Source organism: Haloferula sp. A504, assembly GCF_044385805.1.
Taxonomy (GTDB): Bacteria; Verrucomicrobiota; Verrucomicrobiia; order Verrucomicrobiales; family Akkermansiaceae; genus Haloferula.
On record NZ_JBISBU010000011.1, the window covers coordinates 91,508 to 117,799 of the forward strand.

Annotated in this window: 23 protein-coding genes; 10 read left to right on the forward strand and 13 right to left on the reverse strand. The window is 66.5% G+C overall.

What is annotated here, in order from left to right:
- Positions 1-81: 81 nt before the first annotated feature.
- Complete coding sequence (locus ACG2LG_RS07930; protein ID WP_396257895.1) at positions 82-3,657, forward strand: DUF6288 domain-containing protein; 3,576 nt, start codon at positions 82-84, stop codon at positions 3,655-3,657.
- A 58-nt stretch (positions 3,658-3,715) separates the two neighbouring features.
- On the opposite strand, the gene ACG2LG_RS07935 is transcribed toward ACG2LG_RS07930, so the two are convergent.
- Positions 3,716-5,074, reverse strand: a complete 1,359-nt coding sequence (locus tag ACG2LG_RS07935) for a Gfo/Idh/MocA family protein (protein WP_396257896.1) — start codon at positions 5,072-5,074, stop codon at positions 3,716-3,718.
- Positions 5,075-5,174: 100 nt separating this feature from the next.
- Here ACG2LG_RS07935 and ACG2LG_RS07940 point away from each other — a divergent pair, with 100 nt between their 5' ends.
- On the forward strand, positions 5,175-5,654 hold the full coding sequence (locus tag ACG2LG_RS07940) for a hypothetical protein (RefSeq protein ID WP_396257898.1): 480 nt from the start codon (positions 5,175-5,177) through the stop codon (positions 5,652-5,654).
- Between the two features lie 17 nt (positions 5,655-5,671).
- Here ACG2LG_RS07940 and ACG2LG_RS07945 read toward each other — a convergent pair whose 3' ends face one another.
- From ACG2LG_RS07945 to ACG2LG_RS07965, 5 genes are all read right to left on the reverse strand, one after another.
- Positions 5,672-6,259, reverse strand: a complete 588-nt coding sequence (locus ACG2LG_RS07945) for a hypothetical protein (protein ID WP_396257899.1) — start codon at positions 6,257-6,259, stop codon at positions 5,672-5,674.
- Positions 6,260-6,470: 211 nt separating this feature from the next.
- Entirely contained in the window at positions 6,471-6,902 is a 432-nt protein-coding gene (locus ACG2LG_RS07950) for an endonuclease/exonuclease/phosphatase family protein (RefSeq protein WP_396257901.1), read from the reverse strand.
- Between the two features lie 267 nt (positions 6,903-7,169).
- A complete protein-coding gene (locus tag ACG2LG_RS07955; RefSeq protein WP_396257902.1) occupies positions 7,170-9,758 on the reverse strand; it encodes a choice-of-anchor Q domain-containing protein in 2,589 nt (862 codons plus the stop codon).
- A 272-nt stretch (positions 9,759-10,030) separates the two neighbouring features.
- Entirely contained in the window at positions 10,031-11,170 is a 1,140-nt protein-coding gene (locus ACG2LG_RS07960) for a uroporphyrinogen decarboxylase family protein (RefSeq protein WP_396257904.1), read from the reverse strand.
- On the reverse strand, positions 11,167-11,337 hold the full coding sequence (locus ACG2LG_RS07965) for a hypothetical protein (protein WP_396257906.1): 171 nt from the start codon (positions 11,335-11,337) through the stop codon (positions 11,167-11,169). Before ACG2LG_RS07965 ends, ACG2LG_RS07960 begins: the two co-directional genes overlap by 4 nt.
- Before the next feature lie 153 nt (positions 11,338-11,490).
- Here ACG2LG_RS07965 and trpB point away from each other — a divergent pair, with 153 nt between their 5' ends.
- The gene (gene trpB, locus ACG2LG_RS07970; protein WP_396257908.1) at positions 11,491-12,705 is read left to right on the forward strand and encodes a tryptophan synthase subunit beta; all 1,215 of its coding nucleotides are present in this window, start codon (positions 11,491-11,493) and stop codon (positions 12,703-12,705) included.
- Between the two features lie 92 nt (positions 12,706-12,797).
- Here trpB and ACG2LG_RS07975 read toward each other — a convergent pair whose 3' ends face one another.
- The 4 genes from ACG2LG_RS07975 to ACG2LG_RS07990 all read right to left on the reverse strand — a co-directional run bounded on the left by ACG2LG_RS07975 (position 12,798) and on the right by ACG2LG_RS07990 (position 15,493).
- A complete protein-coding gene (locus ACG2LG_RS07975) occupies positions 12,798-13,937 on the reverse strand; it encodes a 5-(carboxyamino)imidazole ribonucleotide synthase (RefSeq protein ID WP_396257910.1) in 1,140 nt (379 codons plus the stop codon).
- 74 nt (positions 13,938-14,011) lie between these two features.
- A complete protein-coding gene (gene purE, locus ACG2LG_RS07980) occupies positions 14,012-14,506 on the reverse strand; it encodes a 5-(carboxyamino)imidazole ribonucleotide mutase (RefSeq protein ID WP_396257912.1) in 495 nt (164 codons plus the stop codon).
- A gap of 31 nt (positions 14,507-14,537) precedes the next feature.
- A complete protein-coding gene (locus ACG2LG_RS07985; RefSeq protein ID WP_396257914.1) occupies positions 14,538-15,011 on the reverse strand; it encodes a nucleoside deaminase in 474 nt (157 codons plus the stop codon).
- The gene (locus ACG2LG_RS07990; protein ID WP_396257916.1) at positions 15,008-15,493 is read right to left on the reverse strand and encodes a potassium channel family protein; all 486 of its coding nucleotides are present in this window, start codon (positions 15,491-15,493) and stop codon (positions 15,008-15,010) included. The genes ACG2LG_RS07985 and ACG2LG_RS07990 overlap by 4 nt, the downstream gene beginning before the upstream one ends.
- A 107-nt stretch (positions 15,494-15,600) precedes the next feature.
- Here ACG2LG_RS07990 and ACG2LG_RS07995 point away from each other — a divergent pair, with 107 nt between their 5' ends.
- Positions 15,601-16,329, forward strand: coding sequence for an N-acetylmuramoyl-L-alanine amidase (locus tag ACG2LG_RS07995; RefSeq protein WP_396257918.1), 729 nt, complete (start codon positions 15,601-15,603; stop codon positions 16,327-16,329).
- Between the two features lie 3 nt (positions 16,330-16,332).
- Positions 16,333-18,363 carry a hypothetical protein gene (locus tag ACG2LG_RS08000; protein WP_396257920.1) on the forward strand — a complete coding sequence of 677 codons (2,031 nt, stop codon included), beginning with the start codon at positions 16,333-16,335 and terminating at the stop codon, positions 18,361-18,363.
- A 90-nt stretch (positions 18,364-18,453) separates the two neighbouring features.
- Here the strand turns inward: ACG2LG_RS08000 and ACG2LG_RS08005 are convergent, their stop codons facing one another.
- Positions 18,454-19,503: a class I SAM-dependent methyltransferase gene (locus ACG2LG_RS08005; RefSeq protein WP_396257921.1), complete on the reverse strand. Its 1,050-nt coding sequence runs from the start codon at positions 19,501-19,503 to the stop codon at positions 18,454-18,456.
- A 79-nt stretch (positions 19,504-19,582) separates the two neighbouring features.
- Between ACG2LG_RS08005 and ACG2LG_RS08010 the strand changes: the two genes are divergently transcribed.
- Together ACG2LG_RS08010 and ACG2LG_RS08015 are read left to right on the forward strand one after the other, a co-directional pair.
- A complete protein-coding gene (locus ACG2LG_RS08010) occupies positions 19,583-22,024 on the forward strand; it encodes a transglycosylase domain-containing protein (protein ID WP_396257923.1) in 2,442 nt (813 codons plus the stop codon).
- Between the two features lie 42 nt (positions 22,025-22,066).
- The gene (locus ACG2LG_RS08015; RefSeq protein ID WP_396257925.1) at positions 22,067-23,140 is read left to right on the forward strand and encodes a hypothetical protein; all 1,074 of its coding nucleotides are present in this window, start codon (positions 22,067-22,069) and stop codon (positions 23,138-23,140) included.
- Between the two features lie 52 nt (positions 23,141-23,192).
- On the opposite strand, the gene ACG2LG_RS08020 is transcribed toward ACG2LG_RS08015, so the two are convergent.
- Entirely contained in the window at positions 23,193-23,657 is a 465-nt protein-coding gene (locus ACG2LG_RS08020; RefSeq protein ID WP_396257927.1) for a Dps family protein, read from the reverse strand.
- Positions 23,658-23,998: 341 nt separating this feature from the next.
- Here ACG2LG_RS08020 and ACG2LG_RS08025 point away from each other — a divergent pair, with 341 nt between their 5' ends.
- From ACG2LG_RS08025 to ACG2LG_RS08035, 3 genes are all read left to right on the forward strand, one after another.
- Complete coding sequence (locus tag ACG2LG_RS08025; protein WP_396257928.1) at positions 23,999-24,526, forward strand: hypothetical protein; 528 nt, start codon at positions 23,999-24,001, stop codon at positions 24,524-24,526.
- 117 nt (positions 24,527-24,643) lie between these two features.
- Positions 24,644-25,054, forward strand: a complete 411-nt coding sequence (locus tag ACG2LG_RS08030) for a hypothetical protein (RefSeq protein ID WP_396257929.1) — start codon at positions 24,644-24,646, stop codon at positions 25,052-25,054.
- A 127-nt stretch (positions 25,055-25,181) separates the two neighbouring features.
- Complete coding sequence (locus ACG2LG_RS08035) at positions 25,182-25,808, forward strand: class I SAM-dependent methyltransferase (RefSeq protein ID WP_396257931.1); 627 nt, start codon at positions 25,182-25,184, stop codon at positions 25,806-25,808.
- Between the two features lie 128 nt (positions 25,809-25,936).
- Here ACG2LG_RS08035 and ACG2LG_RS08040 read toward each other — a convergent pair.
- On the reverse strand, positions 25,937-26,292 hold a 356-nt coding region (locus ACG2LG_RS08040), incomplete at its 5' end, for a hypothetical protein (RefSeq protein ID WP_396257932.1).

Here is a 26,292-nt window from a genome sequence, read left to right on the forward strand (position 1 = left end):
ATCGGCTACCCTTGGCCCGAGGCCGAAGCGCGACTCCCGGGGTTTTCGCCCGGTGGCGCCGCAGGCCGCTTGCCCACACTCATGAAACGTCTTGTTCTCTCCGCCCTCGCGATCGGCCTGGCTGCCGGCCCCGCTCCTGCCCAGGAAAACTTCTACGCGGAACCGCCGCTGTTCCACTTCTTCCCCGACCCGGGCGCTTCGACCAACACGATCGGCCGGCTCGGCCCGATCGGGCTTGCCCTCGAGCTGCGCAAGCCGGCCTTCACGATGCACATCAGCCAGGTGGAGGAAGGATCGCCCGCCGCGGCGACCGGCAAGCTCAAGCCGGGCCGGATCATCGAGAGCATCAACGGCGAGGTGCTCAAGGACATCGATCCGCGCGTCCAGCTCGGCAACCTGATCACGAAGATCGAGGCCACCGACGGGGTGGTTCGCCTGATGATCAAGGACAACCCGAAGGCCGAGGCCCATCCCGTGGAGTTCAAGATCCCCGTGCTCGGTCCCTACAGCGAGACCTGGCCGGTGGATTGCGCCAAGTCCGACGCCATCGTCGAACGCATGTCGGAGTATCTCCGCAACGCCGAAACCTGGGGCTGGGGCGCGGCCCTGTTCCTGCTGTCGACCGGTGAGGAGAAGGATCTGGAGGCGGTGCGGGAGCGCTTCAGCGGCAAGCTGGGAACCGACAATCCCGGCCACCCGTGGTCGATCGGCTACACCGGCATCGCGATCTGCGAATACTATCTCAAGACCGGAGACCGGAGCGTGCTGCCGGCGATCCAAGCCCGGCACGACTACCTGCTTGACAAGGTTTACAACAGCTCGTGGATGGGCCGCGGCGGGGCGAACTTCAACTACATGGCCGGCGGCCACCTGAATGCCGCGGGCCTGCACTGCGTGACCTTCCTGCTGATGGCGAAGGAGTGCGGGGCCGAGGTCGACGACGACTTCCTCGAGGACACCTTCCGCCACCTCTACCGCTACGCCGGCCGCGGCAACGTGGCCTATGGCGACCAGATGCCGGAGAGCGGGATGACCGACAACGGCAAGGTCGGCAAGCTGACCTTTGTCCTGCAAGCCGCGGCCAACCTCACCGGGAAGGGCGAGGACTCGGTGTATGCCCGGGCCCGGAACATCAGCGCGACCAAGAGCTTCTATTCGACCTCGTGGATGTTCCACGGGCACACCGGCGGAGGCATCGGCGAACTCTGGCGTGGGTCCGCGATGGGCATGGTGAAGGACGAGAGGCCCGAGCAGTACCGTTCTTTCATGGACGAGCGTCGCTGGGTCTATGAACTCGCCCGCACCCACGAGGGGGCCTTCGGCTGGGCCGCCGGGACGAATGTCAACTACACGAGTGTCAACGACGGCGGCCGCCCCTGCGGCAACTACATCCCGTTGATCTACACGCTGCCCCGCAAGCAGCTGCGGATCTTCGGCGCACCGGCGACCGAGTTCTCCAAAACCTACGAGCTGCCCGAACGGATCTGGGGCACCGCGGCGGACGACGCGTTCTACTCGCTCGAGCCGGGCGAGTATGCGCCGGGCAAGCGGATGGATATTTCCGGTGAAACGATCCGCACCGCCGCCTCGAAGGCGATCTTCGACCAACTCAAGAAGCCGGACATTTCCGAGGACGAGCTGCTCGGATACGCGCTGCACATCGAGCAGGCGGTCCGCGACGGTGCCGCGAAACAGATCGCGGGCCGGGGTCTGCACGGGCTGACGATGCAGCTTCTGAAATGCGAGGACCCGCGCGGCCGTCACACGGGTCTGATGGCCGCGGGCAGCCTGCCCAAGCCGATGTCGGACGAGGTTGCCGGGCTGCTTTGCGCGATGATCGAGGATGAAGAGGAGTCGTGGTGGGTGGTCATGGAGGCCCTGAAAAACCTCGAAGGCGCCAGCGCCGACCAACTCGCACCCCACGAGGCCGCCATCGAAAAGTGGCTGGCGCACGACGACTGGTGGCTGCAGGCCTGCGCGATGAAGGCGGCCATCCCGCTCGTGACCGACACGCGCTACTACCAGAGCCTGATTTTCAAGATCGCCGGACACATGGCCACCAACCAGCGCCCGGGCCTGAGCCGCTATTTCAACGATGTCGCGAAACGCACCCGCGAAGCGGATGAGACCATCCAGGCATTCGCCAAGGAGCAGTTCGCCCACGCCTATGCCGAGTATCCCGAGGTCATCGATGCCCCGGGCGGTCAGGACATGACTGCCGGCACGGAGTACATGATCCGCAGCGTGGCCCGCGCGGTCGCCGACACGCCGGGTGGGCTGGACGTGCTCTACAAGGTCGCGAAGGAGCGATTCCCCGACATCACCCTGCCCCACAAGGAACTCTACCTGGATGCCGACCCCGCGCGCCTCGGACCCGAGCTGCAGGACTCCATGAAGAAGATCATCCTGGAAGACCTGATCCCCGAATACATCGGAGCGGGAAGCCACCCGCAGTCGAACCGCGGCTACCTGGTCAACGAGGCCACCAGCAGCGAGCCGCTCGAGTGGGGCTTCTACTACCGCGAACCGCGGATGGCCGGGCTGGTTGAACTCTATCAGCGGGCCGGCGTGGACGACTACAACTGGCGCGACACCGGGCCGAAGTGGGACGAGATGGAGTGGCACTACCTCACCTTCGACCCGCCGGAGAAGAAACTCCCCGGGACCGGCACCCGCTACCGGGAGGTGACCCTGCCCGGGGGCATGGACGACTGGTTCAAGCCCTCCTTCGATCCTGCCAAAGCGGGCTGGAAGAGCGGCCGGCAGCCCTTCGGACAACTCAACGGCAAGCTCGTCGACCGCCTGCGCGGCTGCGGGCTCGACTTCTGCCGCTGCGACCAGCCGATGCACACCCTGTGGCAGGACGAGGTGATGCTGATGGGCGGCACCTTCAGGTTCCCCGCATTCAAGGACGACCACCGCTACCGCCTCGTGGTCGGCGGCATGTCGCACGTGAATGCCGGCGACGGGTTTCAGGTCTATGTGGAAGGCAAACCGATGATGGAACGGGACCGGGGCGTCGGCAAACGCGAGGGCGCCAAGCCCCTGGCCTACTACATCGACCGGGAATGGTGGCCGCAGTTCGCCCGGGACGAAACCACCCTGGCGGCGATGAGCTTCCTCCGCGTCGATCAGGATACCACGCGACGGCACTTCTCGGTATGGCTGCAGGAAATGAAGACGCCGCCGATGGACCGGGGCGTCATCCTCAACTCCGCGGTGAAGGTGCCGATGCGTTCGGCCGAATGGCAGGCGCTGCAGGACACCATGCGCAACACCGGCGAGGACGACGGCAAGTACGTCTGGGACGGCGAGTTTGTTTCCAACCCGAAGATCGAAGGCTCGTGGACGCAACTCGGCCAGGTGCAGGCCATCGATGAGTTCCAGCCCGGCGGCCCGATCAAGGGCAACAAGGAAGGGTCTCTGCAGGAAGTCACCTTCAGCGACGACGGCTCCACCGACGACGGCCTCGTGATCTGGTCGGACACCATGCTGCTCGACCTGAGGAAGAACGAGGCCCTGAAGATGACGCCCCGGACGATCGAGGGGATGGATTACCTGTTCATCGAGGCCGGTGGTTTCCACACCAAGCACGGCCCGGACTGGAAGGCACCCCTTTACGTGATGAAGCGCAACCAGGGCGATCCCGGACGATGAGCCGGGACGCTCCTTTCCCCGGCTTCGTCTTTCCGGATGGAGGGTTTCCGCCGGGGGGCTACCCGTTCATCGTCCAGCCCTCGCGATAGGGCTTGGTGAGGTACTGGTTGGCCTCCGCGTTGTTGGTGACCACGCCCTTGGCGGCGTCGTAATCCAGCTCGCCGCCGGCGCGGAAGGCCGCCAGGCCGAGGCACATGGTCTCGATCATGTTGGCGCTGTATTCGAAGTTGCAGGCGGTCGCGGCGGGCTTGCCGTTCTTGCAGGCCTGGGTCCACTGCTTCTGGAAATTGCCGAGGTCCGGCAGCAGTTCGGCTTCCGGGCGCGGCTTGTAGTAGCTCATGTTGCCGGAGCGGCCGTCGGGGATGATGATGCGCTTTCCGAAGTCCGCGACCACGAAGCCCTTGTCGCCCTTGAACATCGCGCCGTGACCGATGCGGTTGAGGTCGATCCCGCCCGAGGGCGACTTCGGCATGGCGCCGCCCTGGAACCAGGTGCAGCGGATCTGCTCGCGCCAGTCGTTGGGCGGCAGGATGAAGCTCGCGGTCAGGTTCACCGGCGTGACGTCCGGGTTGAACGCCTCCGGCGAGCTGGCCTTGATGTTCGTGGGAAGGCCGGCGTCGAGGACGTTCCAGGCGAGGTCCATGGTGTGGCTGCCCATGTCGCCCATCTGGCCGATGCCGAAGTCCCAGTACATGTTCCACTGCAGGCAGTTCGCCCCGGGGCCACCGGAAAAATACTCCGGGTTGTAGGGATGCTCGGGCGAGGGTCCGAGCCACAGGTCCCAGTTGATGGTCGACGGAGGCGGTCCCGCGGCGGGGAGGTAGCCCGGCTTGGGGATCTGGCGGTTGCCCCAGACATACACCTCCTTGAGCGACCCGATCACGCCGTCGTGAATGCACTCACGGAGGCGGTTGAAGTTCGGATCGGCGTGGCGCTGCATGCCGACCTGGGTGGCCAGCTTGTCCTTCTTGGTCAGGTAGGTCGCGCGCACCGTGCGCGCTTCGTTCACCGTGATCGCGAGCGGTTTCTCCATGTAGACATGCAGGTCGCGATTGAGCGCCCAGTTGGCGATGAAGGCGTGGGTGTGGTCGGTGGTGCAGCAGAGCACCGCGTCGAGGCCCGGGTGATCGAGACACTTCCGCCAGTCCTCGTAGACCTTCGCCTTCGGAAACTCCTTGGTCGCGAAGGGCAGGTTCTTCTGGTTGACCTCGCAGATCGCCACCACGTTTTCGCTCTTGAGCGTGCCGTAGTGGGCGCGGGCGCGCCCGTAGGCGCCGATCAGCGCGACATTCAGCCGGTTGTTGGCACTCTCGGCACCAAACAGGGTGCCGCTCGGAAGGATGGTCAGCCCGCCGCCGACCGCGAGGCCGGTACGGAGGAAATGACGGCGATTCAGGGGATGGGGTGTCTCGTTCATTGGAGGTCCGGGTTTGAAAGTCCCAAGGCAGGGAGGCGGTCAGGCTCCCAGGCGGGGATCGCCCGGGGATTCGCCTCCAATCTAGAGACGTTGGCCACGGGTGAGTCTATCAACCGGCTTTGTCAGCGCCGGCGCCCCCGGACGCCCGGGGCGGCCGGTCCGTGGCACCGAGCACGACCTCAAGCCCGGTCGGACCAAGGTCCGGGTGGGTTTCGACTGGCCGCAGGGCGGCGAGCAGGAGGTGGACCTCGACTTCAAGGCCCGCCCGGACAAGACCTACGTCGTCTACTACGATGTGCATCCGCCTTATGTGAACCGGATCGAACAGGCGGGGTTGCTTGATGCGACGGCGGGTGAATTGACTCATGCCGGCGCCGGGATGGGCAGCGGCGCCTTCCTCATGCTTCCTCCGCTGTTGGCGGCGGCGACGGGGGCCATGGCCGTGCGGGTGGGCAATGAGATTGCCGAGGATTCCAAGGCAGCCGACTACGTCGACGTGATGGTCGTCGCCCAGCATTCGCTGGAGGGGGTCACCTGCATGCGCCGGGTTTATCCCGACGGGAGGATCGAGGACCGGTAGGCAGGAGGTTCGCCGGGTCAGGGTTTCTTGAGGGAGATCGCGAAGATCTCGGTCAACTGGATGACGACCCGGTCTCCCTTCTGGAATTGATCGAGATGGACATCCGGCCGGACTTTCACCCGCTGGGTATCGCCGTCCGGGAAGGCCAGCGTGACCTTTCGCTGCCTGGTGCTGAGGCTGGTGATGGTAGCGACCATCTGGCTGGTCGTGACCGTTTCCATGCCGGGCTTGTCACCGGCCTTGGCCAGGTCGGCGTCGAGTTCGAGGAACTCCTCTACCCGTTCATCCGGGCGGGCCATTCGGATCACCACCTCGTCGGTCAGGGTGGCGGTCAGCTGATCCCCCAGCCGGATCTGGTCGAAGTTGAGGACCTCCGGGCCGGCGGTGGAGGTGAACTTCCTTCCCTTCGGTGTGACGAAGGTAATCTTCCGTGTTTCGGCGTCGATCCCGGTGACGGTTGCCGTGATGGTGGTCGTTTCGGAGAACTTGCCACCGGGAACCCCTTCCTCGAAATCAGCGGACGAGGTGTATTCACCGTCGATGCCCGTGCAGGACCAGAGGGAAAGGGCGGCAAGAGTGATGAGGCAGTGAAGAGGGAGTTTCATGACAGGTTAGAGTTGGATCGATCCGAAGTCGCAGGACGGCAGGAGGGCAGGACGGCACGTGCCGATTTTTACCTCAGGCTCCCGGATTTGTCGAAGCCGGGATTTCCGGTCACCCGGGTCGGGCATCCTCCGAACCGTCCGACGACCTTGCCGCCCAATCAACCCGCGCAAATCCATCCCTGTCATCCGCCTTCGCCTGGCGGGCGCCGGTTCACGGATCTCCGGCAGGTGGTTTGGCGGGAAGCTTGAACACGGCGAAGACGGGAAAGTGGTCCGATGCGGTCGGTTCATCGAGAACCGCGGATTCGAGCAATTTCAAGGACCCCGCGGGTCGATACAGGATATAGTCGATGCGGGAGTGCGGATCTGTCGACGGCGCACTGGCCGCGGGTGGCGAGTTCATCGTGTTCGTCCATCGCTGGTGAATCACCTCCATCGGCTCCGATTCGGGCAGGGCGTTGAGGTCGCCGGCGAGAATCGTCAGCACCTGGTCGCCTTCCGCGGCGAAGAGCTGGTTGATCCGGGTCGCCTGCGCGAGACGGTCTTCGGCGAGGTTGTGTTGGAAGTGGGTGCTGATGAAGCGCAGCGGGCGGCCGTCGGGCAGTTCCACGGTCACGGCGATCGCCCCCCGCGGGTAGGTCACCTGTTAGCAAAGGACACGGAGTGTGGCGGGTGGGTCCGCCGCCGGGGCGACGGATGCCAGCAGGAAAAGACATGCGCAGGGCATCCGGAAAAGCCGGCCGTGGAAGCACGCCGCTGTCACCGGTGAAAAGAACCTCGTCAAGTTCATGGTCGTGGGTCCGAGGCTCCACCCCGCCGCACCGGGGAACCAGTGGAAACTTCCGGGCTTCGCGCGATTGGGTTGGTCTTGCCTGCGCTGCTGGTACCCTCCGCCGTGATTCCGGCGTCGCTACTTCGGCACGGCCACGAGGCGGTAGAAGGCCCGGCCCGCGGGAGGCGAGGGGTCGGTGATCGTGATCAGCCCGCCGCCGCCCGGAGCCGGGAAGCCGAGGTCGGAGGAGGAGACGACGACGTCGAAATTCGCCAGGTCGGTCGAGCGCCGCAGCTCGAGGGTGATCTCGGCCGCCGTCGAGGCGTCGTAGCCGAAGGTGAACTGCGGGGTCGCGCCCGGGAGGATGCGCAGGTTGCGCGGGTCGCCGGCGTCCGGGACACCGGGATCGGTGCCGATCGCCAGCTCGACGCCGCCGTCGGTGCCATCGCCGTCGGCATCCTCCTCGAAGGGATCCGGTCCCTGGTATTCGAGCGCGCCGAGGTCGATGATCCAGTTCACGATCCGCGGGTTGCCGGCGAGGTCGAGGTCGGTCGTGATCGCGGAGACCGAGCCCGCGTCGATCACCGGAGAGCCGCCGCCGAGGGCGGCGTTGCCGGCGAGGGTCGGGGCGGCGGCCGGATCGGTCGGCGAGACGAACTGCGGATCGACCGGCTCCAGGTTGCCGTTGGCCGGCGCGCCGGCATCGAGCGTGGCCTTGGTGAAGTTGTCGATCAGGCAGTGGATGTAAGACGCGGAACCGTTCGAGAACCTGAGTGAGGCCGACGGCGTCGTGGTGGTGCCGGGATAGCCGATGTTGTTGTAGATGATGGTGTCGCGAAGCGTGGCGGCGGCGGATTCGATCGAGAAGGTCCCTTCGTCGGCCGAATTGCCGGTCGCGGTGCAGCTCTCGATCACCGGCATGCCATCGGAAAACCTCGCCGCCGAGCCTCGGCCGGTGGTCGAGTTGCCGGTGAAGAGGCACCCGCTGACAAAGGGGGCGGTGCCGCCGAAGAGGGTGAAATTGCAGGCCCCGCCGTAGGCCGGCGCCGAGTTGCCGCGGAACCGGCACTTGATGACCTGGGGCACGTCGGCGCCTGTCGAGTCGAGGTTCAGGGCGCCGCCCGCAAACCCGGAGAGGTTCGAGTCGAAGTCGCAGCCTTCGACCGAGGGGAATTCGCTGCTGATGCTCAGGGCACCGCCACCCGAATTGGTGCCGGTCGCCTCGTTCCCGGTGAAGGTCGATCCGGTCACCGCCACCCGGTCGCTGCGGAGGTTCGCCGCGCCACCGGCCTTGGCGGTGTTGTTGGTGAAGCTCGAGTCCTCGATCGTCACCTCGGCCCCGCTGCCGACCTGGATCGCGCCGCCGTTGTCGACGGCGGTGTTGAGCACGAAGGATGCTCCCGTGATTCCGACCGTGGTGTTGCTGGCGTTGATGGCTCCTCCGCTGCCGTCGGAGGTGTTCGAGGTGAAGGTGCCGCCGGTGATGGTGAGCGTTGCCGGGACCGAGGCGGTGGCGAACAGGTCGAGCGCGCCGCTGAAGGTTGCGGAGTTGCCGGTGAAGGTGCAGTCATCGAATGAGGGGCTGGAAGCGATCGAGTCACGGACCGCGGCCCGGCACGCTCCACCGTTCTGCTGGGCACTGTTCGAAAGGAAACTGCAGCCGGTGTAGGTCGTCGAGGAGCCCCCGTCGTAAACCGCGCCGCCGTCACCGCCGGTCAGCGTCCCGGAACCGTCGTCTTCACCCGGCGCCGTGTTGTCCTCGAAGATGCAGTGGGTGAAGGACACGGTCGCGGTCGAATTGAAGACCGCCCCGCCGTTGAACGGCGCGGTGTTTCTCCGGAAATCGCAGCCGGTGAAGGTGAGGTCCGAGTCCTCGTTGAAGATCGCGCCCGCCTGGCGGCCCGCCACGTTGTCCTCGAAGTCGCAGTCGGTGAAGAACGAGGTCGAGTCCTGGTTGTAGACGGCGGCACCGTCGTTTTCCGTGTTGTTTCCGGAAAAGGTGCAGCGGAGGAAGGTGGCGTCGGGGGTCTGGTTGAAGGCGGCGCCACCGCTGCGCGCGCTGTTGTTGGAGAAGACGCAGTCGGTGAACGACGGCGAGCCCTTGCCGGGGTCCCAGGCGATGTAGATGCCGCCGCCGAGGTTGGGCGAGTGGTTGTCGTCGAAGATGCAGTTGCGGATCGTCGGGGAACCATTGGGCTCGCACACCAGCCCGGCGCCGACATTGTCGGGGAAGGTCCCGCCCTCGCCGTTGCCGGCGGTGATGGTGAAGCCGTCGAGGATGGCGGTCGAGTTGGTCCCGGAACCGGTGACCACGTTGTAGGCGTTGCCCGAAGTGTCGGCCGGGGTGCCGTCGATCTCGCCGCTGAGGATGGTGACGTTGGTGGCCGGGTCACGGTCGGCGAAGTTGGTGCTGACCCCGTCGAAGCCGCCGTAGATGGAGACCCCGTTCTTGAGGGTGAAGGTCGAGGATCGGTCGTTGTTGGTTTGGTTGTTTCCAACGTCGGGGTAGTGGGTGCCGGCCTTGACCCAGATTTCGTCGCCGGGCTGGGCGATGTCGATGGCGGTCTGCAGGTCGCGCAAGGCCTGGAACCAGTTGGTGCCGTTGCCCAAGGTGATCTTGTCGGAACGCACGTAGATGATGTCGGCGGCCGCGATCGGAACGAGCATGGGCAGCGAAACCAGGGCCGTGACGAAGAATGAGGGGAGGCGAAGCTTGGGAACAAACATGGACGGTGGATGGTGGGTTGGGCAACGGGGCTTTCCCCGGGGAGGGGGGATGGAAGATGAGTGCGGACGGAGGCGCCGCACGGCCCGTGCCAATTGGAATCCGGGTATGCTGGGAGCTGCGGCTGACTTGGAAAGCCAAATCGAGTGCTGTCGCGCGGTGAATTCCCTCGGAATGGCGGGGCCTGCCGACCCCGTGCCCGCCTGCAGAGCCGGGAAGCCGGTGGAACTCGCGGTCCGTGCCGATGGTGGGGTCCGGCGTCAAGATCCACCCCTCACCCCAGCTCCCGCCAGGCGTCGCGGAAATCGAGCAGCGTTTCCCAGCGGGCGTTGATGGCGGTGTTGCAGCTCGCGGCCAGCAGGAAGCGGTGGCGGTAGGGGCGCAGGCGCTCGAACAGCCCGCCGACGTAGTCGAACACCTCCTGCCGCGAACGCAGGCTGCCGGTTTCGATGGCGCTGATCCCGCCGGTGATGAGGAAGCGGTCACCGGTCAGGGCGAACGCCTCGTCGAGTTCGATGTTGCCGAGCGGCGGGTAGGCGACGCCCTCCAACCCGTCGACCCCGTAGGAGGCGATCCGGGCGAGGTTTTCGCGCTGGTTGCCGCAGGCGTGGATGAAGAACTGCGCGCCGTACTCGTGGCAGACCGACGAGGCGTTCTGATAGAACGAGGCGCTGTAGGCCTCGAGGTAGGCGGGCGTGTGGAAGACGCTGTCGAGATTGTCCATCGCCATGATCGCGGGCACCCCGGCGGCGGCCATCTGGCGGATCAGCCCGAGCTGGGCCTGCTCGTGCCTTTCAAGCAGCGTCGCGGCGCGTTCCGGCTCGTCGCAGAGGAAGTAGGTGGTGGCCTCGGGACCCATCACCAGGTGGAGCAGCTTGAGCGGGCTGAAGACCTCGCCGGCGCAGGGCAGGCCGCGGTCGCCGACCCGGTCGATCCACGCCTGCCAGCGCGCGGGTTCGAAGCGCCAGCGGCGGCGTTCGACCAACTCCTCCAGCAGGTTCAGCTGGAGCTCGGGGTCGTCGACGAGGAAGCGCTCCTGCACCAGCGTGCTTTCACGGGCCACGTGGCGTTGCGTTTCGGCGAGCACTCCGGACGGGAGGTGGTAGCGACGGTTGATGAGCAGGTCGCCCCCCGGCCCTTCCTCCTCCTCGATCTCGATCCGGCCGCCGTCGAGCGTCTCGTCGGCGAGTCCGCCGAACCAGCAGCGGCGCTGGTCGCAGTAAAGGTTGCGGCTGAAGACATCGACGTCCAGATGCGCGAGCAGGTCATACTGATCGAGGCACAGGGACAGCTCCGCGGGCAGCGTCCCGTGCCGGCGGTGGTGGGCGAACCACTGCCAGTAGTTGGGCGCATAGACGACCCGGCCCGGGTCCTCGCGGCGGAAGACGGCTTCGATGGCCTGGCGGGAAGTCATGGTGGGGAGGAAGTCCTCGACCCACCCTGCCAGCGGTGGCGGCGCTCGAACAGGGCGAAGGCTGTCTTCCCGCCGCCGTCCGGAGCCGGAAACGCGGGGTCGGAGGAGGAGGCGGCGACGTCCTTGAAATTCAGCAGGTCGGTCGAGCGCCGGAGGATCCGCGTCATCCGCCATGTGCCTGCTCCCCGGGCGGCCGAGGCGCCCCGGATGAGGATTTAGGCGTGGCATGCGACAAGCCCCGCGTGGCTTCCGCGGGCTGTTTTGTCGATCTCTTGGGATGGTGCTTCCCGCGCTGCCCACGCGTCAATCATCTGAAATCCATGAACAACACCTTTGCCCATCCGCAGCCGACCGCCGATGGTTGGTTTGGCGACTACGGAGGGAGCTTCATCCCGCCCGAGCTCCAGACCATCGTCACCGAGATCTCCGAGGCCTACGACGCGATCATCGCGGACCCGGAATTCCTTTCGGAACTCACCTCGCTCCACCGCCACTATGTCGGGCGGCCGAGTCCGGTGTTTCACGCCCGGCACCTGTCGGAAAAGTATGGCGCGGACCTCTACCTCAAACGCGAGGACCTCAACCACACCGGTGCCCACAAGATCAACCACTGCCTCGGCGAGGCCCTGCTGGCGAAGCGGATGGGCAAGACCAAGCTGATCGCCGAGACCGGGGCCGGCCAGCACGGCGTCGCGCTCGCCACCGCCGCCGCCCTGGTCGGCATGGAGTGCGACATCTACATGGGCGAGGTCGACATGGCCAAGGAGCACCCGAACGTGGTGCGCATGCACATCCTCGGGGCCACGGTGGTGCCGGTCGGCCACGGGCGGCGCACCCTCAAGGAGGCCGTTGATGCCGCCTTCGAGGCCTACCTCAAGGATCCCGTCAACCAGTTCTACGCGATCGGCTCGGTCGTCGGGCCGCACCCGTTTCCCCGGATGGTGCGGGATTTCCAGTCGATCGTCGGCAACGAAGCCCGCGAGCAGTTCATCGAAATGACCGGTCGGCTGCCGGATCACGTCGTCGCCTGCGTCGGCGGCGGGTCGAATGCGATGGGGATCTTTTCCGCCTTTCTCGACGACGAGCCGGTGGCCCTCCACGGGGTCGAGCCGGCGGGGCGGAACCTCGAAGTGCCCGGCGAGCACGCCGCCACCCTGACCAAGGGGACGCCGGGGGTGATGCACGGCTTCAAGTCGTACATGCTGCAGACCGAGGACGGTGAACCGGGCGAGGTCTATTCGGTGGCCAGCGGCCTCGACTATCCCTCGGTGGGTCCCCAGCACAGCTACCTCAAGGACCTCGGCCGGGTGAACTACCACACCATCGACGACCGGCAGGCCATCGATGCGTTCTTCGAGTTGTCGCGGGCCGAGGGGATCATTCCGGCGATCGAGTCGGCCCACGCGGTCGCCCACGCCACCCGCCTCGGCGCCGACGCCGGCGGCCAGATCCTGGTGAACCTCTCCGGGCGCGGCGACAAGGACATCGACTTCGTCGCCGAGCACTACGGCAAGGACTACGGACTGCCGGATTGAGCCCGGTCGAGGGGCTCATGAAGTGCCCGAAGACCCGCTGAAGCGGGAACCACGAACATCGTTGGCCCGCCGTTACGGCTTCGGGTCGGGCATCATCCATGCCCGAGCCAGCCCGCCTTCAGCGTTTCGGCGCGTTCGAGGCAGTCACCGACACTCTCCCCGAGCACGTTCGCATGGCCCATCTTGCGGCGGCCGACGGCGCGCTTCTTGCCGTAGAGGTGCAGGCTGGCGGCGCCGTCGGCGAAAAGCGGTGCCCAGTCCGGCGGGGTGGTTTCGTCGGGCCACATGTCACCGAGCAGATTGAGCATGACCACCGGCGAGAGCAGCCTGGTGGAGCCGGGCGGCAGGCCGCAGACGGTCCGGAGCTGCTGCTCGAACTGAGAGGTCGCGCAGGCGTCGAGGGTGTGGTGCCCGCTGTTGTGGGGACGGGGCGCCATTTCATTCACCCGCAGCGAACCGTCGGGCAGGACGAAGAACTCCACCCCCATGATGCCGCGGTAGTCGAGTGCCTCGGCCACCCGCCCGGCGAGCTGGATGGCCTCGTCGGCGGTCTCGCTCGAAATCCGGGCCGGGACGATGGAAACGTCGAGGATGTGATGACGGTGCCGGTTCTCCGCCGGGTCGTACACCGAGCAAACGCCGCGCGCATCCCGGGCGATCATCACCGAGATCTCGCATTCAAAGGGCACGAAGGCCTCGAGCACCGCCCGCGCACCGTCGAAATCCCGCCACACCTCGGCCGCATCCTCGCCTCCCTCCAGCTTGCGCTGGCCCTTCCCGTCGTAGCCGAAGGCGGCCGTTTTGAGCACCGCCGGGGTGCCGATCCGGCGGATGGCGGCCGCCAGTTCCCCGGCGTTGGAAACCACCTCGAAGTCGGCGCAGGGGATGCCGTTCGATTGCAGAAAGCGCTTTTCCCGCTCGCGGTTCTGGCAGATCGCCAGTGCCTCGGGCGAGGGATGGAGAGGGATTTCCTCCGCCACCGCCTCCAGCGTCTCCCGCGGGATGTTCTCGAATTCCACCGTGGCGACTTCCACCTTCGCGGTGAATTCGGCCAGCGCCGCCGCCGAGTCGAAGGGGGCATCGACGGCCTCGTCCGCCACCTCCACCGCGGGGGCCTCGAGTCCGCCGGTCCAGACGACGGTGCGGTAGCCCATCCGCCGGGCGGCCATGCAGAACATCCGGCCGAGTTGGCCGCCACCGATGATGCCGAGGGTCGCGCCAGGAAGGATCATGGAGTCGGGAAGCGGGAGGCGGGAAGCGGGAGGCGGGAAGCGGGTGATCAAACTCTAAACTCTGAACTCCAAACTCAACCCAGCGGCGGCAGTTCGGCGCCTTTTACGGTTTCGTTCTGGTTCTTGCGGAAAGCCTGAAGCCGCTCGAGCAGCGCGGGGTCTTCACCGGCAAGCATCGCGGTCGCGAAAAGCGCGGCATTGATCGCCCCGGCCTTGCCGATCGCGAAGGTGGCGGTCGGGATGCCGCCCGGCATCTGCACGATCGAAAGCAGCGAGTCCATGCCCTTGAGGGCCTTCGACTCGACCGGCACCCCGAGCACCGGCAGGTCGCTGATCGCGGCGGTCATGCCCGGCAGGTGGGCCGCGCCGCCGGCACCGGCGATGAGGCATTTCAAACCCCGCCCGCGGGCACTTTCGGCGTAGCCGTAGAGTTTGTCGGGAGTGCGGTGGGCGCTCACCACCTCCGCTTCCCACCCGACACCCAGATCCTCCAGGGTGCGGGCGGCGTGCTCCATGGTGGGCCAGTCGGAGGTGCTGCCCATGATGATGCCGACCAGTGTGTCTGCCATGCCCGCAGCGTGGCCGGGAGGCTGGCGCGGGTCAATACCGCGCCCGGTCCGGCAGCGCGAGGAACTCGTCGATCAGCGCCGCCGCCTCCTCGCCGAGAAGCTGCGACGCCGGGATGGGCGAGTCACCCGCCGGGCGGGCGAAGCGTTCGTAGAAGGTGCGGTCGTCGAAGCCGCCGCGCTCGGCATCCTCGATACGGAACCCGTAGTAGATCCGCCCGATCCGTGCCCAGTGGATCGCGCCGAGGCACATCGGGCAGGGCTCGCCGGTGGTGTGGATCTCGCAGCCTTCGAGATGGGGGCTGCCGGCCCGGCGGCAGGCGTCGCGGATCGCGCTCACCTCGCCGTGGGCGGTCGGGTCGTTGTCCGCCCGCACGCGGTTCCAGCCTTCGCCGATGATTTCACCGTCGCGCACGATCACCGCACCGAAGGGGCCGCCGTCGCCGGCAAGCATGCCCTTGCGGGCGAGCTCGATGGCCCGCTGCATGAACTCTTCCCGGGTGCTCATCCTTTGGGCGGGTCGCCGGGACCCTTGAGGTGCTGCTGGAACATGCGGGACACGGCGGCAAACAGCGTCGCCGTCGAAACCCCGAACATCATCACGCCGACGCTGGCCTCGAGGGCCCCGGCGAGCCGCCACGGCGGCTCCATCACGATGTCGCCGTAGCCCAGCGACGAGTAGTTGACCGTCGAGTGGTAGAAGGCATCGCCGAAATGGTCGAACTGCCCGAAGGCCCGGAACAGCGCCGCCCACACACCGATCTGGAGGAGGTGACCGAGGAACAGCAGCGTGACCATGACGCCGAGCACGCGGATTTGCTCGATCAGTGTATGCTGCCGGTCGCGGAGTCGCGTGGCGAAGCGTGCCCCCGTGAAGATGGCCGCCAGCTGAATCAGGAGATTCAGCAGCAGCGCGCCGACGCAAAGGCAGAGAAGAATCAGCATGGGGTGGCCGAAGACTACGGGAAGGAAGCCCGAGTCGTCACGCATGGACCGCGAGCTTCAGCTCGCATCCGGCATGAAGAGGCGAGCTGAAGCTCGCGGTCCATCCGGCTTCGTGCTCGCCAGTGGGGCGGCAATCGCCTCATCTTCCCGCCATGCGATATCTGGTGGTTCTCGCGCTGACGGTTCTCTTGCTGGCCTCCTGTGGCAGTGGGGGTGGTTCGGGAGCGACGAGCTGGAAGCGCGACTACTGGGGGCATCGCCCGGGGCCGAAAGGGTTCTCCACCGTCTTTCTCGATGCGGGACACGGCGGGCGCGATCCCGGCGCGGTGGCGCGGTCGAACGGCGTCCGCGAGAAGGACCTGGCGCTCGACACCGTCAAGCGCGTCCAGCGCAAGCTCGGCGGTCGCGTGAAGGTGCGCGTGATCCGGTCGGGCGACGAGTTCGTCGATCTCGACGAGCGGGTGCGCCGCGCCAGTACGCGCGATGGCGCGATCCTGGTGAGCATTCACTACAATGCCGGACCCTCCGGCTGGAACGGCCCCGAGAACTACTACTGGCGGGTCGACAGCCACGGTCTCGCGACCCGCCTCCAGCGCGAGCTCGACAAGGCCTCGCCCTTCAGCGGACCCAACCGCGGCAAGGTCCGCCGTCGCCTGCGCCTGACCCGCAACCCGAACGTGCCCAGCGTGCTCGTCGAATGCGGCTATCTGAGTCACCCTTCCGAAGCGAGCCGCTGCGCCGATGCCGGCTATCGCGATCGCCTGGCCTCGGCCATCGCGAAGGCGATTCTGGACCAGCAGGCGCACGGCGACCCGCCGGGTCCGCTGCCGCCGCCGATCAACAAGCCACCGAGCCGGCCGACCGATCCTCCGGGGTCCTGAGTCATGACACCGGAGCTGGAAAAATTCATCACCCTCGCGACCCGCCCACTGGAGGGTCAGGAAGAACGCGATGAAGCCCGGGGCGAGCTGATGGGCCGCCTTGGCCAGAGCGGGGTGCCGCTGGAAATGATCGACGTGGCGGCACCGACCGAGCGCCTCGAGGCGGCGCGCCCCCTTCCGGTCCGCTGGCGGCGGGGTCTGGTGCTCGGCGTGCTGCTGGCGCTTTTGGCCTGCTTTCTGGTCGGGCTGTGGCGCGATGGTTCGATGCTCGCCCGGGCGATCTACTCCACCAGTCTCGGCTGGCGGGTGGCGTATGGTTCCTCGGTCCCGGCCGCTCCGCGCGGACGCTGGGACCAATTTTTCTACGGCTGGCTCGACCGGCGTTCGCCGGATCTGCCGCTGAGCGGGCGGAGTCGCGAGATCGAGGTGCTGCGCGAGAAACGACCCGGGGACCTGATGGTGCTTCAGGAGACGCTGGCCCGGCGGTCGATCAGCGAGGACGCGTTCATGACGCCCGAGGAGCGGGCCCTGGTCGAGCGCGCCGACCCCGGCAACGCCCTATGGCCGATGATGGAAATGTGGTGGGAGTTCAACAAGGGCAACGGCACCGATCCCTTCATGGGATACTATTCCGGATCGTCCTCGACGCCCGATCCCAAGGCGATCGACCGGGCCTGGGAGCGTCGCGCCGAGGCGGTGGCGCTGGAACATTTTCACTCCTATGGAGGCGAACTGGCCCGCCGCCAGGGCGAGGCCTACGGTCCGGACCACACCGTCCTCGATGGTTTGATCCGGTCCGAGTTGGTCAGCCTGCCGCGGATCACGATGGACCGGAACACGGTCTTCATTGGCCATGGTTCCGGCGGGATCACGAACATGGTGCGGCAGAGGATCGGGGAATTCGAGAAAGCGCGTCAGCAGGACGAACTCCTCGAATTCTTCGGCGGCTGGAAGAAGCTTCACCGGCTCCTGGTCGCCGAGGAGCATCCCGATGCGTGGGCCCTGATGGTCTTCGGCGATCAGGCGGCCGACGAGGCGCAGCTGTTCCGCAGCGCCTTCCGGACCCTCGGGATGGAGGAGGCGGAAAAGGAGGCGAAGGCCATCGCCGGACGATTGAGCCTGCATGCGCCCAAGCCATCCTACCGCCGCGACGGCGAGGCGGGCATGCGGCTGCAGTCGGCCCGCCTGTGGCGGGAGGTGCCGGTGGGCCCGGAGGAGATGCGGCCGGGCCGCAAGGCGGACATGGCGATGTTCCACCGCATGCTCGGCTGGCCGCTGGTCCTGATCGCCCTCCTGTTCGTGCTGATGTGGGGCTTCGAGTCGTGCCGCCGATCGCCTGCGGTGAAGGGCACCGCGCGGGGGCTGATGCCGCTGCTCGACGTGCGCGACCACGTGTTCATCGGCCTCTCCGGGATCGTGTTTCCCTGGCTCTACTGGTGGGCGGTCACGCGCCTGACCCCGGTGGGCGTCTGCGACAAGGTCTTCGATGAGGAATGGGACGCCCTGGCATGGGTGCTGCAGATGGCCATCGGGATGGTGCTGGGGCTGGTGATGCTCACCCACGCGGTGCAGTGGAAGTGGTCCAGGCGGGGAGGTTTTCTCGGCATTTCCAGCAACCTGCCGTGGCTCGGACGGCTGGTGGCGTGGCTGGTGGCCCTGTCGCTGCCGGCGGTCGGGCTGATCCGCTTCCTGCCGCTGCCGGGCGACGAGGAAAAGGCCTACTTCCTCCTGGGTTGTGCGGCGACCGGGGCCGTCGGGCTGTTGTGGCTGCTGTGGATCGGAATCATGAACCTCTGCACCCCGCGGCACGGGGCCCTGCGCCCGAACCTGGTGGCCCGCACGATGATCCCGTGGTCGCTGGCCGGCCTGGCAAGCCTGCTGCTTGCGGTCGGATTTCTGCGGGTTGCCGAGGGCTTCTGGTATCAGCGCGATCCGCTGCTTCCCGGTGGGACCAGCGAACACTATCCCAATGCGCTGGTGGAGCGGAGCGTCACCCGTCAGGCGGAAGTCCTCCGCGAGGTGTTCGGCGAGTAGGCGTGGCGCGAAGCTTTGCTTTGCGAGAGCCGGGCGAGCTTCCAGCTTGCCCCGATGCACAGCTCAGGGCACCCGCCGGAGTCGGGTGCATCACTCACAAAGCGGAGCTGTGCGCCACGCCGCCTCCATCACGTGGAAGCGGCTGCCGAGCTGGCCGGGGTGGGTGAGGGTCTGGAACTGGCGAAGCGACCTGGCGGCATCGGTCCGACCCTCGAGCGACAGCAGCCATGGCCGGGCGATTTTGGTGAGGAAGCGGCCCTGGTTTTCAAATCGCATCACCTCGCCGCCGGAGGCTTCGGTCGCTTCGCGCAGCGAGGTGAAATCGACGTGCGCGCTGATGTCGCGGGACCCCGGGGCGTCGAGCGGATCGTCTCCCGCACGATGCCGGGAAAAGGTCCGCAAGGTCCCTTCCACGCGGCCTTCGGCGTAGTAGTCGTCGCGCTCGTAGCCGTAGTCGATCCACAGCATGCGGCAGGGCGCGAGGGCCGGCAGGAAGCCCCGCAGGAACTCGTCGAGCCCCCGCCGGACCTCGGTGCGGTAGCCGGCGGGACGGCGGGGGAGATTCTCCGCCAGTTCACCGGCCGGTCCGAGCGGGACCCACTGGAAGCCGTCATCGAAGCCGACCCCCAGCTCGATCCAGCCGTCGCCGGTCGATTCGACCAGGTGACACGGCAGGGCGTCGAGCACCTCGTTGGCGATCAGCATGCCGGGCAGCGGATCGAGGTCGCCGGGCGCCCCGACGATCGTGACCCGCTCTCCAAGCCGTTCGCGCTGGGCGGCGGCGAGGGACGGCAGCGGCTCGACGATGGCATGCTCGACCGCACCCGCTGCCGTGGCATCCAGCTCCGGCAGCGCCGCCAGGATGTCCGCCGCGAGCTGGCCCTCGTGGGCCCCGACCTCGAGGATCCGCCAGCGCTCGGGACGCCCGATTTCCTCCCAGAAAGCCACCAGATGGCGGGCCAGAAGGTGTCCGAAAAGGGGCCCGACGCTGACGCTGGTGAAGAAGTCGCCCGCCCGGCCGACCTGTCCGCGGCGGCCGGCGTAGTAGCCGTGTTGCGGGTCGTAGAGCGCGGCCGCCATGAAGCGGTCGAAGCCGAGCGGGCCGTTTTCGCGGATTTCCCGCGCAAGACGCTCGCTCAAGCCCGCTATTGCCTCGGGGGGGCGATCCCTATATGCCCCTCGGGAGCCGGCGACTTGATTGTCGGCATTTTTCTCCATCATGGTTCTCTCCGAGAAATCCAAGCCCGTGAACCGCAACAAGCGGAGGAAGCGCCGCTTCTACAAGCGGAAACGCTTCTGGGGCAGCTTGCTGCTGCTGGGATTGATCGCTGCCGGGGTGGGCTACGTCGCGGTCGAGCGCTACACGCGGCCGCATCGCGAGCGGGCGGCCGAGTACGATCTCGAAAGGATCAACGAGCTGGAGGTGCCCAGCGTGATCCTCGGGCGCGACGGCGGGGAGATCGGCCGGTTCTTCGTGCAGAACCGCAGCATCATCGGCGTCGACAAGATCCCCGACCGGTTCATCGACGCGCTGCGGGCGGGCGAGGACAAGCGTTTCTATGACCACGGCGGCGTCGACTACATCGGCATCGCCCGCGCGGCGAAGAGCTGGCTGTCCGCCGGCGAGGCGGTGTCCGGCGCCTCGACCATCACCCAGCAGCTCGCCCGGGGTGCCTTTTCGCTCGAGGCGGACCGGCGCAAGCGGGGCGATTCGGCCATCGACCGCAAGCTCGTCGAGGCCTTCCTGGCGATGCGGATCGAGGATCGCTACCGCAAGGACCAGATCCTCGAGTTCTACCTCAACCGCATCTACTTCGGCAGCGGCTTCTACGGGATCCGCTCGGCCTCGCTGGGCTATTTTGGCAAGGAGCCGGAGGAACTCTCGGACATCGAGTGCGCCACCCTGGTCGGCCTGATCAAGAACCCGACCGGCCTTTCCCCGCTGAACAACCGCGAAGCCTCGGAGGGCGCGCGCAACATGGTGCTCGCCCGGATGTCGAAGCTCGGCATGTTCTCCTCGTCCGAAGCCCGGCGCCTGATGGCCAAGCCGATCAAGCTGAACCCGAAGCCGCTCCAGCGGGGCACCACCCACCTCTACGAGCGGATCGCCGACGAGATCCGGGCGCTGCTCGGTGAGGACGGACTCGCGGCGGGCGGCCTCCAGATCCGGACCTCGATCGACTCCAGGGTCCAGTCGGCCGCCACCACCAAGCTCGAGGAAATCCTCAAACGGGCCGAGGCCCGGGAAGGCTACAGCCACGTCAAGCATGGCGAGTTCTCCAAGGGCAGCCCCGAGGTGAAGGAGTACCTGCAGGGGGCCGTGCTGATGGTCGACCATCGCAATGGCGGGGTCATCGCCCACGTCGGCGGACGCGACTACGCCGAGGTGCCCTTCGACGTGATCGAGCTCGGTCAGCGCCCGCTCGGCACGGCGTTTCATCCCTTCCTCTATGCCGCGGCGCTGGAGTCGGGCATGACGCCCGCCAGTCCCGTCGACGACTCGGCGATGGACAACCGCGCGGTCATGGTCGGCGGGCGCGAGGGCATCCTCGGTGAATGGGGGCTGGAGAGCCCGACGCCGCGCTATGAGGGCGAGGTGACGCTCCGGCGGGCGCTCGAGGCGTCGAAGATCGCCGGCTCGGTGCGGGTCGCCAACGAGGTCGGTCTCGGGAAAGTGGTCGAGCAGGCCCGGAAGTTCGGGCTGCCGGTGCCCGAGGATGTCGAACTGCTGCCGCGGATCGCGCTCGGATTCGAGTCGGCCTCGCTCAAGGAGGCGGTTTCCGCCTACGCCGCCTTCGCCCGCGACGGGATCCCGGGGCCGCGCAAGGTTTGGTACGTCGAAAGCATCCGGGATGCGGGCGGGCAGGTGCGTTTCCAGCGGCCCGTGATCCACCCGGAAGTGCCGCGGGCGGTGAGCGACGCCACCGCCTTCCAGATCCACAGCATCCTCCGCAGCGGCATGCAGCGCGGCAGCGCCCGGGGACTCACCGACCTGATCGAGGCCACGCCCTTCAACGGGGCCGGCAAGCCGGGAACCACGCACGATTTTTCCGACAACTGGTTCCTCGGCTACAACGGCCGGGTCGCCTGCGGCGTCTGGATCGGTTTCCTGGAGGGCGACCGCAGCATCTACGAAGGCGCCTTCGGCCGCGACCTTGCCATGCCGGTGTGGGCCGAGGTGATGAATGCCGCCGGCAGGGACTTCGGCGGACGCGGAATTCCGCAGCCCCCGAGCGTGGTCGAGGCCGAGGTCTGCCGCGTGTCGGGCCAGAGGGCCACGCCCTACTGCTACGAGATGGTCGAGGATCCGGCGACCGGCCGCCTGCGCTCGCGCCCGGCGGGCATCACCGAGTACTTCCGCAAGGGCACCGAGGCGCTGCCCTTCTGCTCGCAGCATTCCGGCGCCACTCCCGTGGAACCCGGCCAGGGCGCCATGGACCTCACCGCGCTCGCCGTGATCGACACCTCGCCGGTGCGCCCGCAGGAGCCGACATTGCTCGGCGACGACCCCTACCACAGCATCCACGTCAACAGCGACAACGCGCCGCAGCCCCGGGTGCGCGCCGGGCGGACCAACGTGCTGGATTCCTTCGACCTCGAGGACACGCTCGACGGGATCGAGCTGCCCAAGCCGTCGCGGCTGGAGATCGTGCCGGAATGACGTGACTTGCGTCCCGCCCCGCATCCACCCCAAGCTTCGTGCGTGACCGCCACCGCCCCGCGCCGCTGGAACGGCTTCGTCTGCCCGACGTGCCGGAGCCTGTTCCGGGTGGTGTCCAACCACGATGGACGCGGCGTGGTGTGCCCGACCTGCCACAGCATGCTGCGTCTTCCCGCCGAAGGGGAGGAAACCCCGCCGTTGGTGATCAAGGAGCTGTCACGCCGTCGCCGCAGCCGCGGCGATCGCCGCCGCGAACAGCGGGCCGAGGCGATCTTCGATGAAACCTTCGCCAACAAGAGCGGCCCGGATCCCCTTTTCGCCCGGATCCTCATCGCCTCGGTGGTGACGATCGTGGTCGTCATCGCGGTGGGGGTCTTCTGGCCGCGAACCGGCGGGCCTCCGGCCGACTACGAAACGGTGAGCCTGGAGCCGCCCCCGGCGGACCTCCAGCCGGTGCCCGATGCCGAGCCGCGGGTGGTCTCGGTCGCGATGGTCCGGGACGAACTGGAGCCGGTGGTGCGGGCCTTCCTCGAGGCCCCCGACCTCGAGACCGCCGCCGGGTGGGCCGCCCGCTCCGGGCGGACACTTGAGCGGATGAAGGCTCACTACGGCGATGACTACCGGCCGGAGGGCCTCGAGTCGGTGCTCTGGAACCATTCGATGACCATGGGGGACGGCTGGGCCTCGTTCCGGGTGGAAACCCGGGACTTCAACCGCCGCACCGTGTTCCTGGTCGACGACGACGGGTGGAAGGTCGACTGGGAAAGCTGGGTCGGCTGGTCGCCCGTGACCTGGGAACAGCTCACCGAGCAGCGGCCGACCGAGACGGTGCGCCTGCGCGCGCTGGTCCGGCCGGTGGAGTACTACAACTTCCGTTTTTCCTCCGAATCCGAGTGGGCGGCCTTCACGCTCGCCTCGCCGGACAATGCCTCGGCCATCTACGGCTACGTGCCCCGGGGCAGCGAGCTGCATTCCCGGCTGACCTTTCTCGACGGCACCACCGAGCGCCGGCTGCTCCTCGACGTCCGCTATCCCAGGAACGCCCCGGTCGGCAATCAGGTCCTCATCGAAGGCCTCAGCGGCGAAAGCTGGCTCGATGTCGAGGACCTGCCGTGAGGGTTGCCTGCAAGACGCGACCGTCGCCTGATCCAGCGGCAGGCCGCGGGGCTTACATCGCCGCGCTCCTGAGCATCCACAGGGTCTTCTCGTGGACCTGGAGGCGGGCGATGAAAAGGTCCTCGGTTTCCGCGTCACCGGCCTCGCCGGCGGCATCGCGGCCCTTGATGGCGGCATCCACCAGCACCCGGTGATATTCGGCGAGGTGGGTGAGATAGCCGTTGGCGTCGAGCTTGCGCTCCATCCCCCCGATCTCCGACATGGTGTCGAGCATTGCCAGTCCGCCGGGCGCGTAGCCCCCGAGGGCGCGGATCCGTTCGGCGATCTCGTCGATGGCGGTGAAGAGTTCCTCATATTGCGTCTGGAAGGCGGTGTGCAGTCCGAAGAAATTCGCCCCCTCCACATTCCAGTGGGCCAGGTGGGTCTGCGCCATCAGCGCGTAGCTGTCGGCCAGCAACGTTTCCAGGTGGCCGATGACAACCTTGTTCATCTCGGGCGAGGTGGCTTGTGGATTCATAACGGCCCATCCTCGCCACGGGACGCGGCTGGCGCAACTCTCCCCGGTGAAGTTTGCGCATTCCTCAGTCATCGCCCGCATTCGGGCGTTGTGGATGGCCGGCGCGTGGGGGGAGGCACGCCCTGAATCCGCCCGGTGATCGATCCGGCCGGAGAAGCAGGGCCATCCCGGAGCATGAGCCCCTGACCGAAAGACGGTCGCGACCGGGATCGCCCAAGCCTGCCGACCCACCTCTGGCGGGATCGCCGGCGACCCGGGCAGCATGATATCCACCACCCATGACGACTGGCCGAACCTCCGCGCATCCCCCTGGATATCAACGGCCCGCCTGGAACAATTTCTTGAAGAATCAAGGATTCGCCAGCTACCCTGCCGACAAGATCATCCGGGATATCATTGCCCGAGGTGATGAGAACAAAACTGTTGGCCCGAAACTCAGTATGCCTCCAGACGCTGTAGTCGTTGAGAAGCCCTTGCAAGAGGCCCCGCATCCTGTCCTCTCGGTCCTTGCCTTGTGCTACTGGATCCCGTTCGGGCTATGGGTTGTCGCGCAGTTTCCCCTCCCGCTCGGCCATACGGAGGTCTCGCGATATGCGATTCGACTTGGCCTTTCACTGCTGGTCCTCTGTGGCGCGGGGATTGCGACGGCGATTGGTTTTGCTGGGATGCACCACATCCTCACCAACTACGGCGCGATGGGTCATTATGGCTACTTGGATTCGATCTTTTACTACGGGCGGGTTGGTGGATATGGAGCGGGATTGGCTGCCTTCGCGATTACCGCAACGACGGTTCGATTCGTCGTTCGCGCCAGGGCCTCGACCACTCCAGACAAGAAAGGCCAACAAGTCGGCGATGGCGACGCCTAACCGCGGCCTTGTTGAATTTCGTTTCCGGTGATTCTATGCCTTCAATCTGGCACGGAGCGCCGCCTTAGTTCGGGCGTCGCGCCATGCCTTTGACGTTGCGCGGAAATGAGACCTTGGATGAAAGTCGCTCTAACTACGCTCGCGTTCCTAGGGTGTCGAGATCGCGCATTTAGGGAACTCGACCTTCTCTGCACAGTGGAGGGCGGGGAGCCAATGGAGCTGGCAGGTCGCCCAGCCACCCAGGAAATGGCCTCCTCGCATCTTCTGGATTTCAACTATTACGCGACAATTTCCCATGGCTACTTCGAGTCCGAACCAGACACTGATGCGGACTACCTGGCAGTTTCCATCCGGTATCCGAGTGGCACCGGCCCACACATGAGCATGTCGAAGATGTTCTCACTGGAGGATCTCCCCGAGGACATCCTCTCAAGAAGGAGCACTGAGATCGTGACGATGACAAATGACGCCATCATTTTCGACTTAGGGACGATTACGGTGACATCACCAAAACCTTGGAGGCGCTAGCAGGGCACGGCTGCTGACGCGTGCCCGCACCCTTGTCGCAGACGCTCACGGCTGGTAGAAGGTTACCAACGAATCGCACTGGGCGCCATGAGTGTCAGGCCAGCAGCGTTTCGAAGTGACGCAAAGCATGGACCCGCGAGAGACGGCGCGTAGCTATGATGCCCTGGCGGATCACTGGAGTGGTGACGGCTTCCATCGCGAGAACGGCATCGATCAACACAAGCGGGCAATCCGTTTTTCGAGGAAATCCGGAGTCGCGATCGATATCGGGTGTGGGAGCAGTGGCCGGATCATCGATCTGCTTCGGGATAGCGGTTTCGCCGTCGAAGGCTTGGACATTTCACAGGGAATGCTCAAGCAGGCACGGGCGAGGCATCCCGACGTTGAGTTTCACCTCGCCGACATCGTCACTTGGGACTTCCCGAAGCAATATGATTTCATTTCTGCTTGGGATAGCGTTTGGCACGTTCCCTTGGAGCATCAGGAGGAGGTGCTTCGCAAGCTTTGCGCCGGTTTGGCCGGCAACGGGGTGTTGATTTACACCAGCGGGGGCGTCGACACGCCGGAAGAGGGGTCGAATCCCTTCATGGGGCAGCCTCTCTACCATGCAGCGCTCGGGATACCGAAGTTGCTGGAGGTTGTCAGCGAGATGGATTGTGTGTGCCGACACCTGGAATATGATCAGGCCTCCAAGGGCGACGTCGGGAAGCATCTTTACCTGATTGTCCAAAAATCAGAACGAGGAATCGCGTGACGAGTCTTGAGTCGTTCACCTCGCGGGAAAGGGGCTCGCAAGGGTTTCAAGGCCCGTGAGGGGCAGAGGCGGGAAGGCCGGCCCCGACGAATCGGGACCGGCGTTGCGAATTCAGGCCGGGCTGACGATCACGGGGCGGTCTCGGTGGCCTTCAGGCGCCCGAAGAGCTTGTCTCCGGCGGCCGCACCTGAATCGATGGTCGCGGTCACGCTGTTGAGCGGCGAGCCATCCGTCACCGAGAAGGTCACATTGCTGGTGGGTCCGCCTCCCGGGCCATCCGGCACCTCGACTCCCGGATCCGGTGTCCACGTGCCGAGGTCGTTGCTGTGCTGCACATACAACTTCGCCGTGCCGCGGTCGGCGACCGGCAGGCAGTTGAAGTCCAGCTGCAGTCCGCCACCGGTTTCGGTCACCGTCGGCAGCAGTCCCGCGGCATTGGCGTCGACGTTCGGATTCGCCGCTCCCAGCAGGAAGGCCAGGCCGT

Excerpts from the sequence above, each read along its gene's own strand:
- ACG2LG_RS07965 (WP_396257906.1), bottom strand. The coding sequence starts at position 11,337 with ATGACGCGGATCCTCCGGCGCTCGACCGACCTGCTGAATTTCAAGGAC.
- ACG2LG_RS07930 (WP_396257895.1), top strand. The coding sequence starts at position 82 with ATGAAACGTCTTGTTCTCTCCGCCCTCGCGATCGGCCTGGCTGCCGGC.
- ACG2LG_RS07955 (WP_396257902.1), bottom strand. The coding sequence starts at position 9,758 with ATGTTTGTTCCCAAGCTTCGCCTCCCCTCATTCTTCGTCACGGCCCTG.
- ACG2LG_RS08010 (WP_396257923.1), top strand. The coding sequence starts at position 19,583 with ATGGTTCTCTCCGAGAAATCCAAGCCCGTGAACCGCAACAAGCGGAGG.
- trpB (WP_396257908.1), top strand. The coding sequence starts at position 11,491 with ATGAACAACACCTTTGCCCATCCGCAGCCGACCGCCGATGGTTGGTTT.
- ACG2LG_RS07945 (WP_396257899.1), bottom strand. The coding sequence starts at position 6,259 with ATGAAACTCCCTCTTCACTGCCTCATCACTCTTGCCGCCCTTTCCCTC.
- ACG2LG_RS08030 (WP_396257929.1), top strand. The coding sequence starts at position 24,644 with ATGAAAGTCGCTCTAACTACGCTCGCGTTCCTAGGGTGTCGAGATCGC.
- ACG2LG_RS07935 (WP_396257896.1), bottom strand. The coding sequence starts at position 5,074 with ATGAACGAGACACCCCATCCCCTGAATCGCCGTCATTTCCTCCGTACC.
- ACG2LG_RS08000 (WP_396257920.1), top strand. The coding sequence starts at position 16,333 with ATGACACCGGAGCTGGAAAAATTCATCACCCTCGCGACCCGCCCACTG.
- ACG2LG_RS07990 (WP_396257916.1), bottom strand. The coding sequence starts at position 15,493 with ATGCGTGACGACTCGGGCTTCCTTCCCGTAGTCTTCGGCCACCCCATG.
- ACG2LG_RS07960 (WP_396257904.1), bottom strand. The coding sequence starts at position 11,170 with ATGACTTCCCGCCAGGCCATCGAAGCCGTCTTCCGCCGCGAGGACCCG.
- ACG2LG_RS07995 (WP_396257918.1), top strand. The coding sequence starts at position 15,601 with ATGCGATATCTGGTGGTTCTCGCGCTGACGGTTCTCTTGCTGGCCTCC.
- ACG2LG_RS07985 (WP_396257914.1), bottom strand. The coding sequence starts at position 15,011 with ATGAGCACCCGGGAAGAGTTCATGCAGCGGGCCATCGAGCTCGCCCGC.
- purE (WP_396257912.1), bottom strand. The coding sequence starts at position 14,506 with ATGGCAGACACACTGGTCGGCATCATCATGGGCAGCACCTCCGACTGG.
- ACG2LG_RS08035 (WP_396257931.1), top strand. The coding sequence starts at position 25,182 with ATGGACCCGCGAGAGACGGCGCGTAGCTATGATGCCCTGGCGGATCAC.
- ACG2LG_RS07975 (WP_396257910.1), bottom strand. The coding sequence starts at position 13,937 with ATGATCCTTCCTGGCGCGACCCTCGGCATCATCGGTGGCGGCCAACTC.
- ACG2LG_RS08020 (WP_396257927.1), bottom strand. The coding sequence starts at position 23,657 with ATGAATCCACAAGCCACCTCGCCCGAGATGAACAAGGTTGTCATCGGC.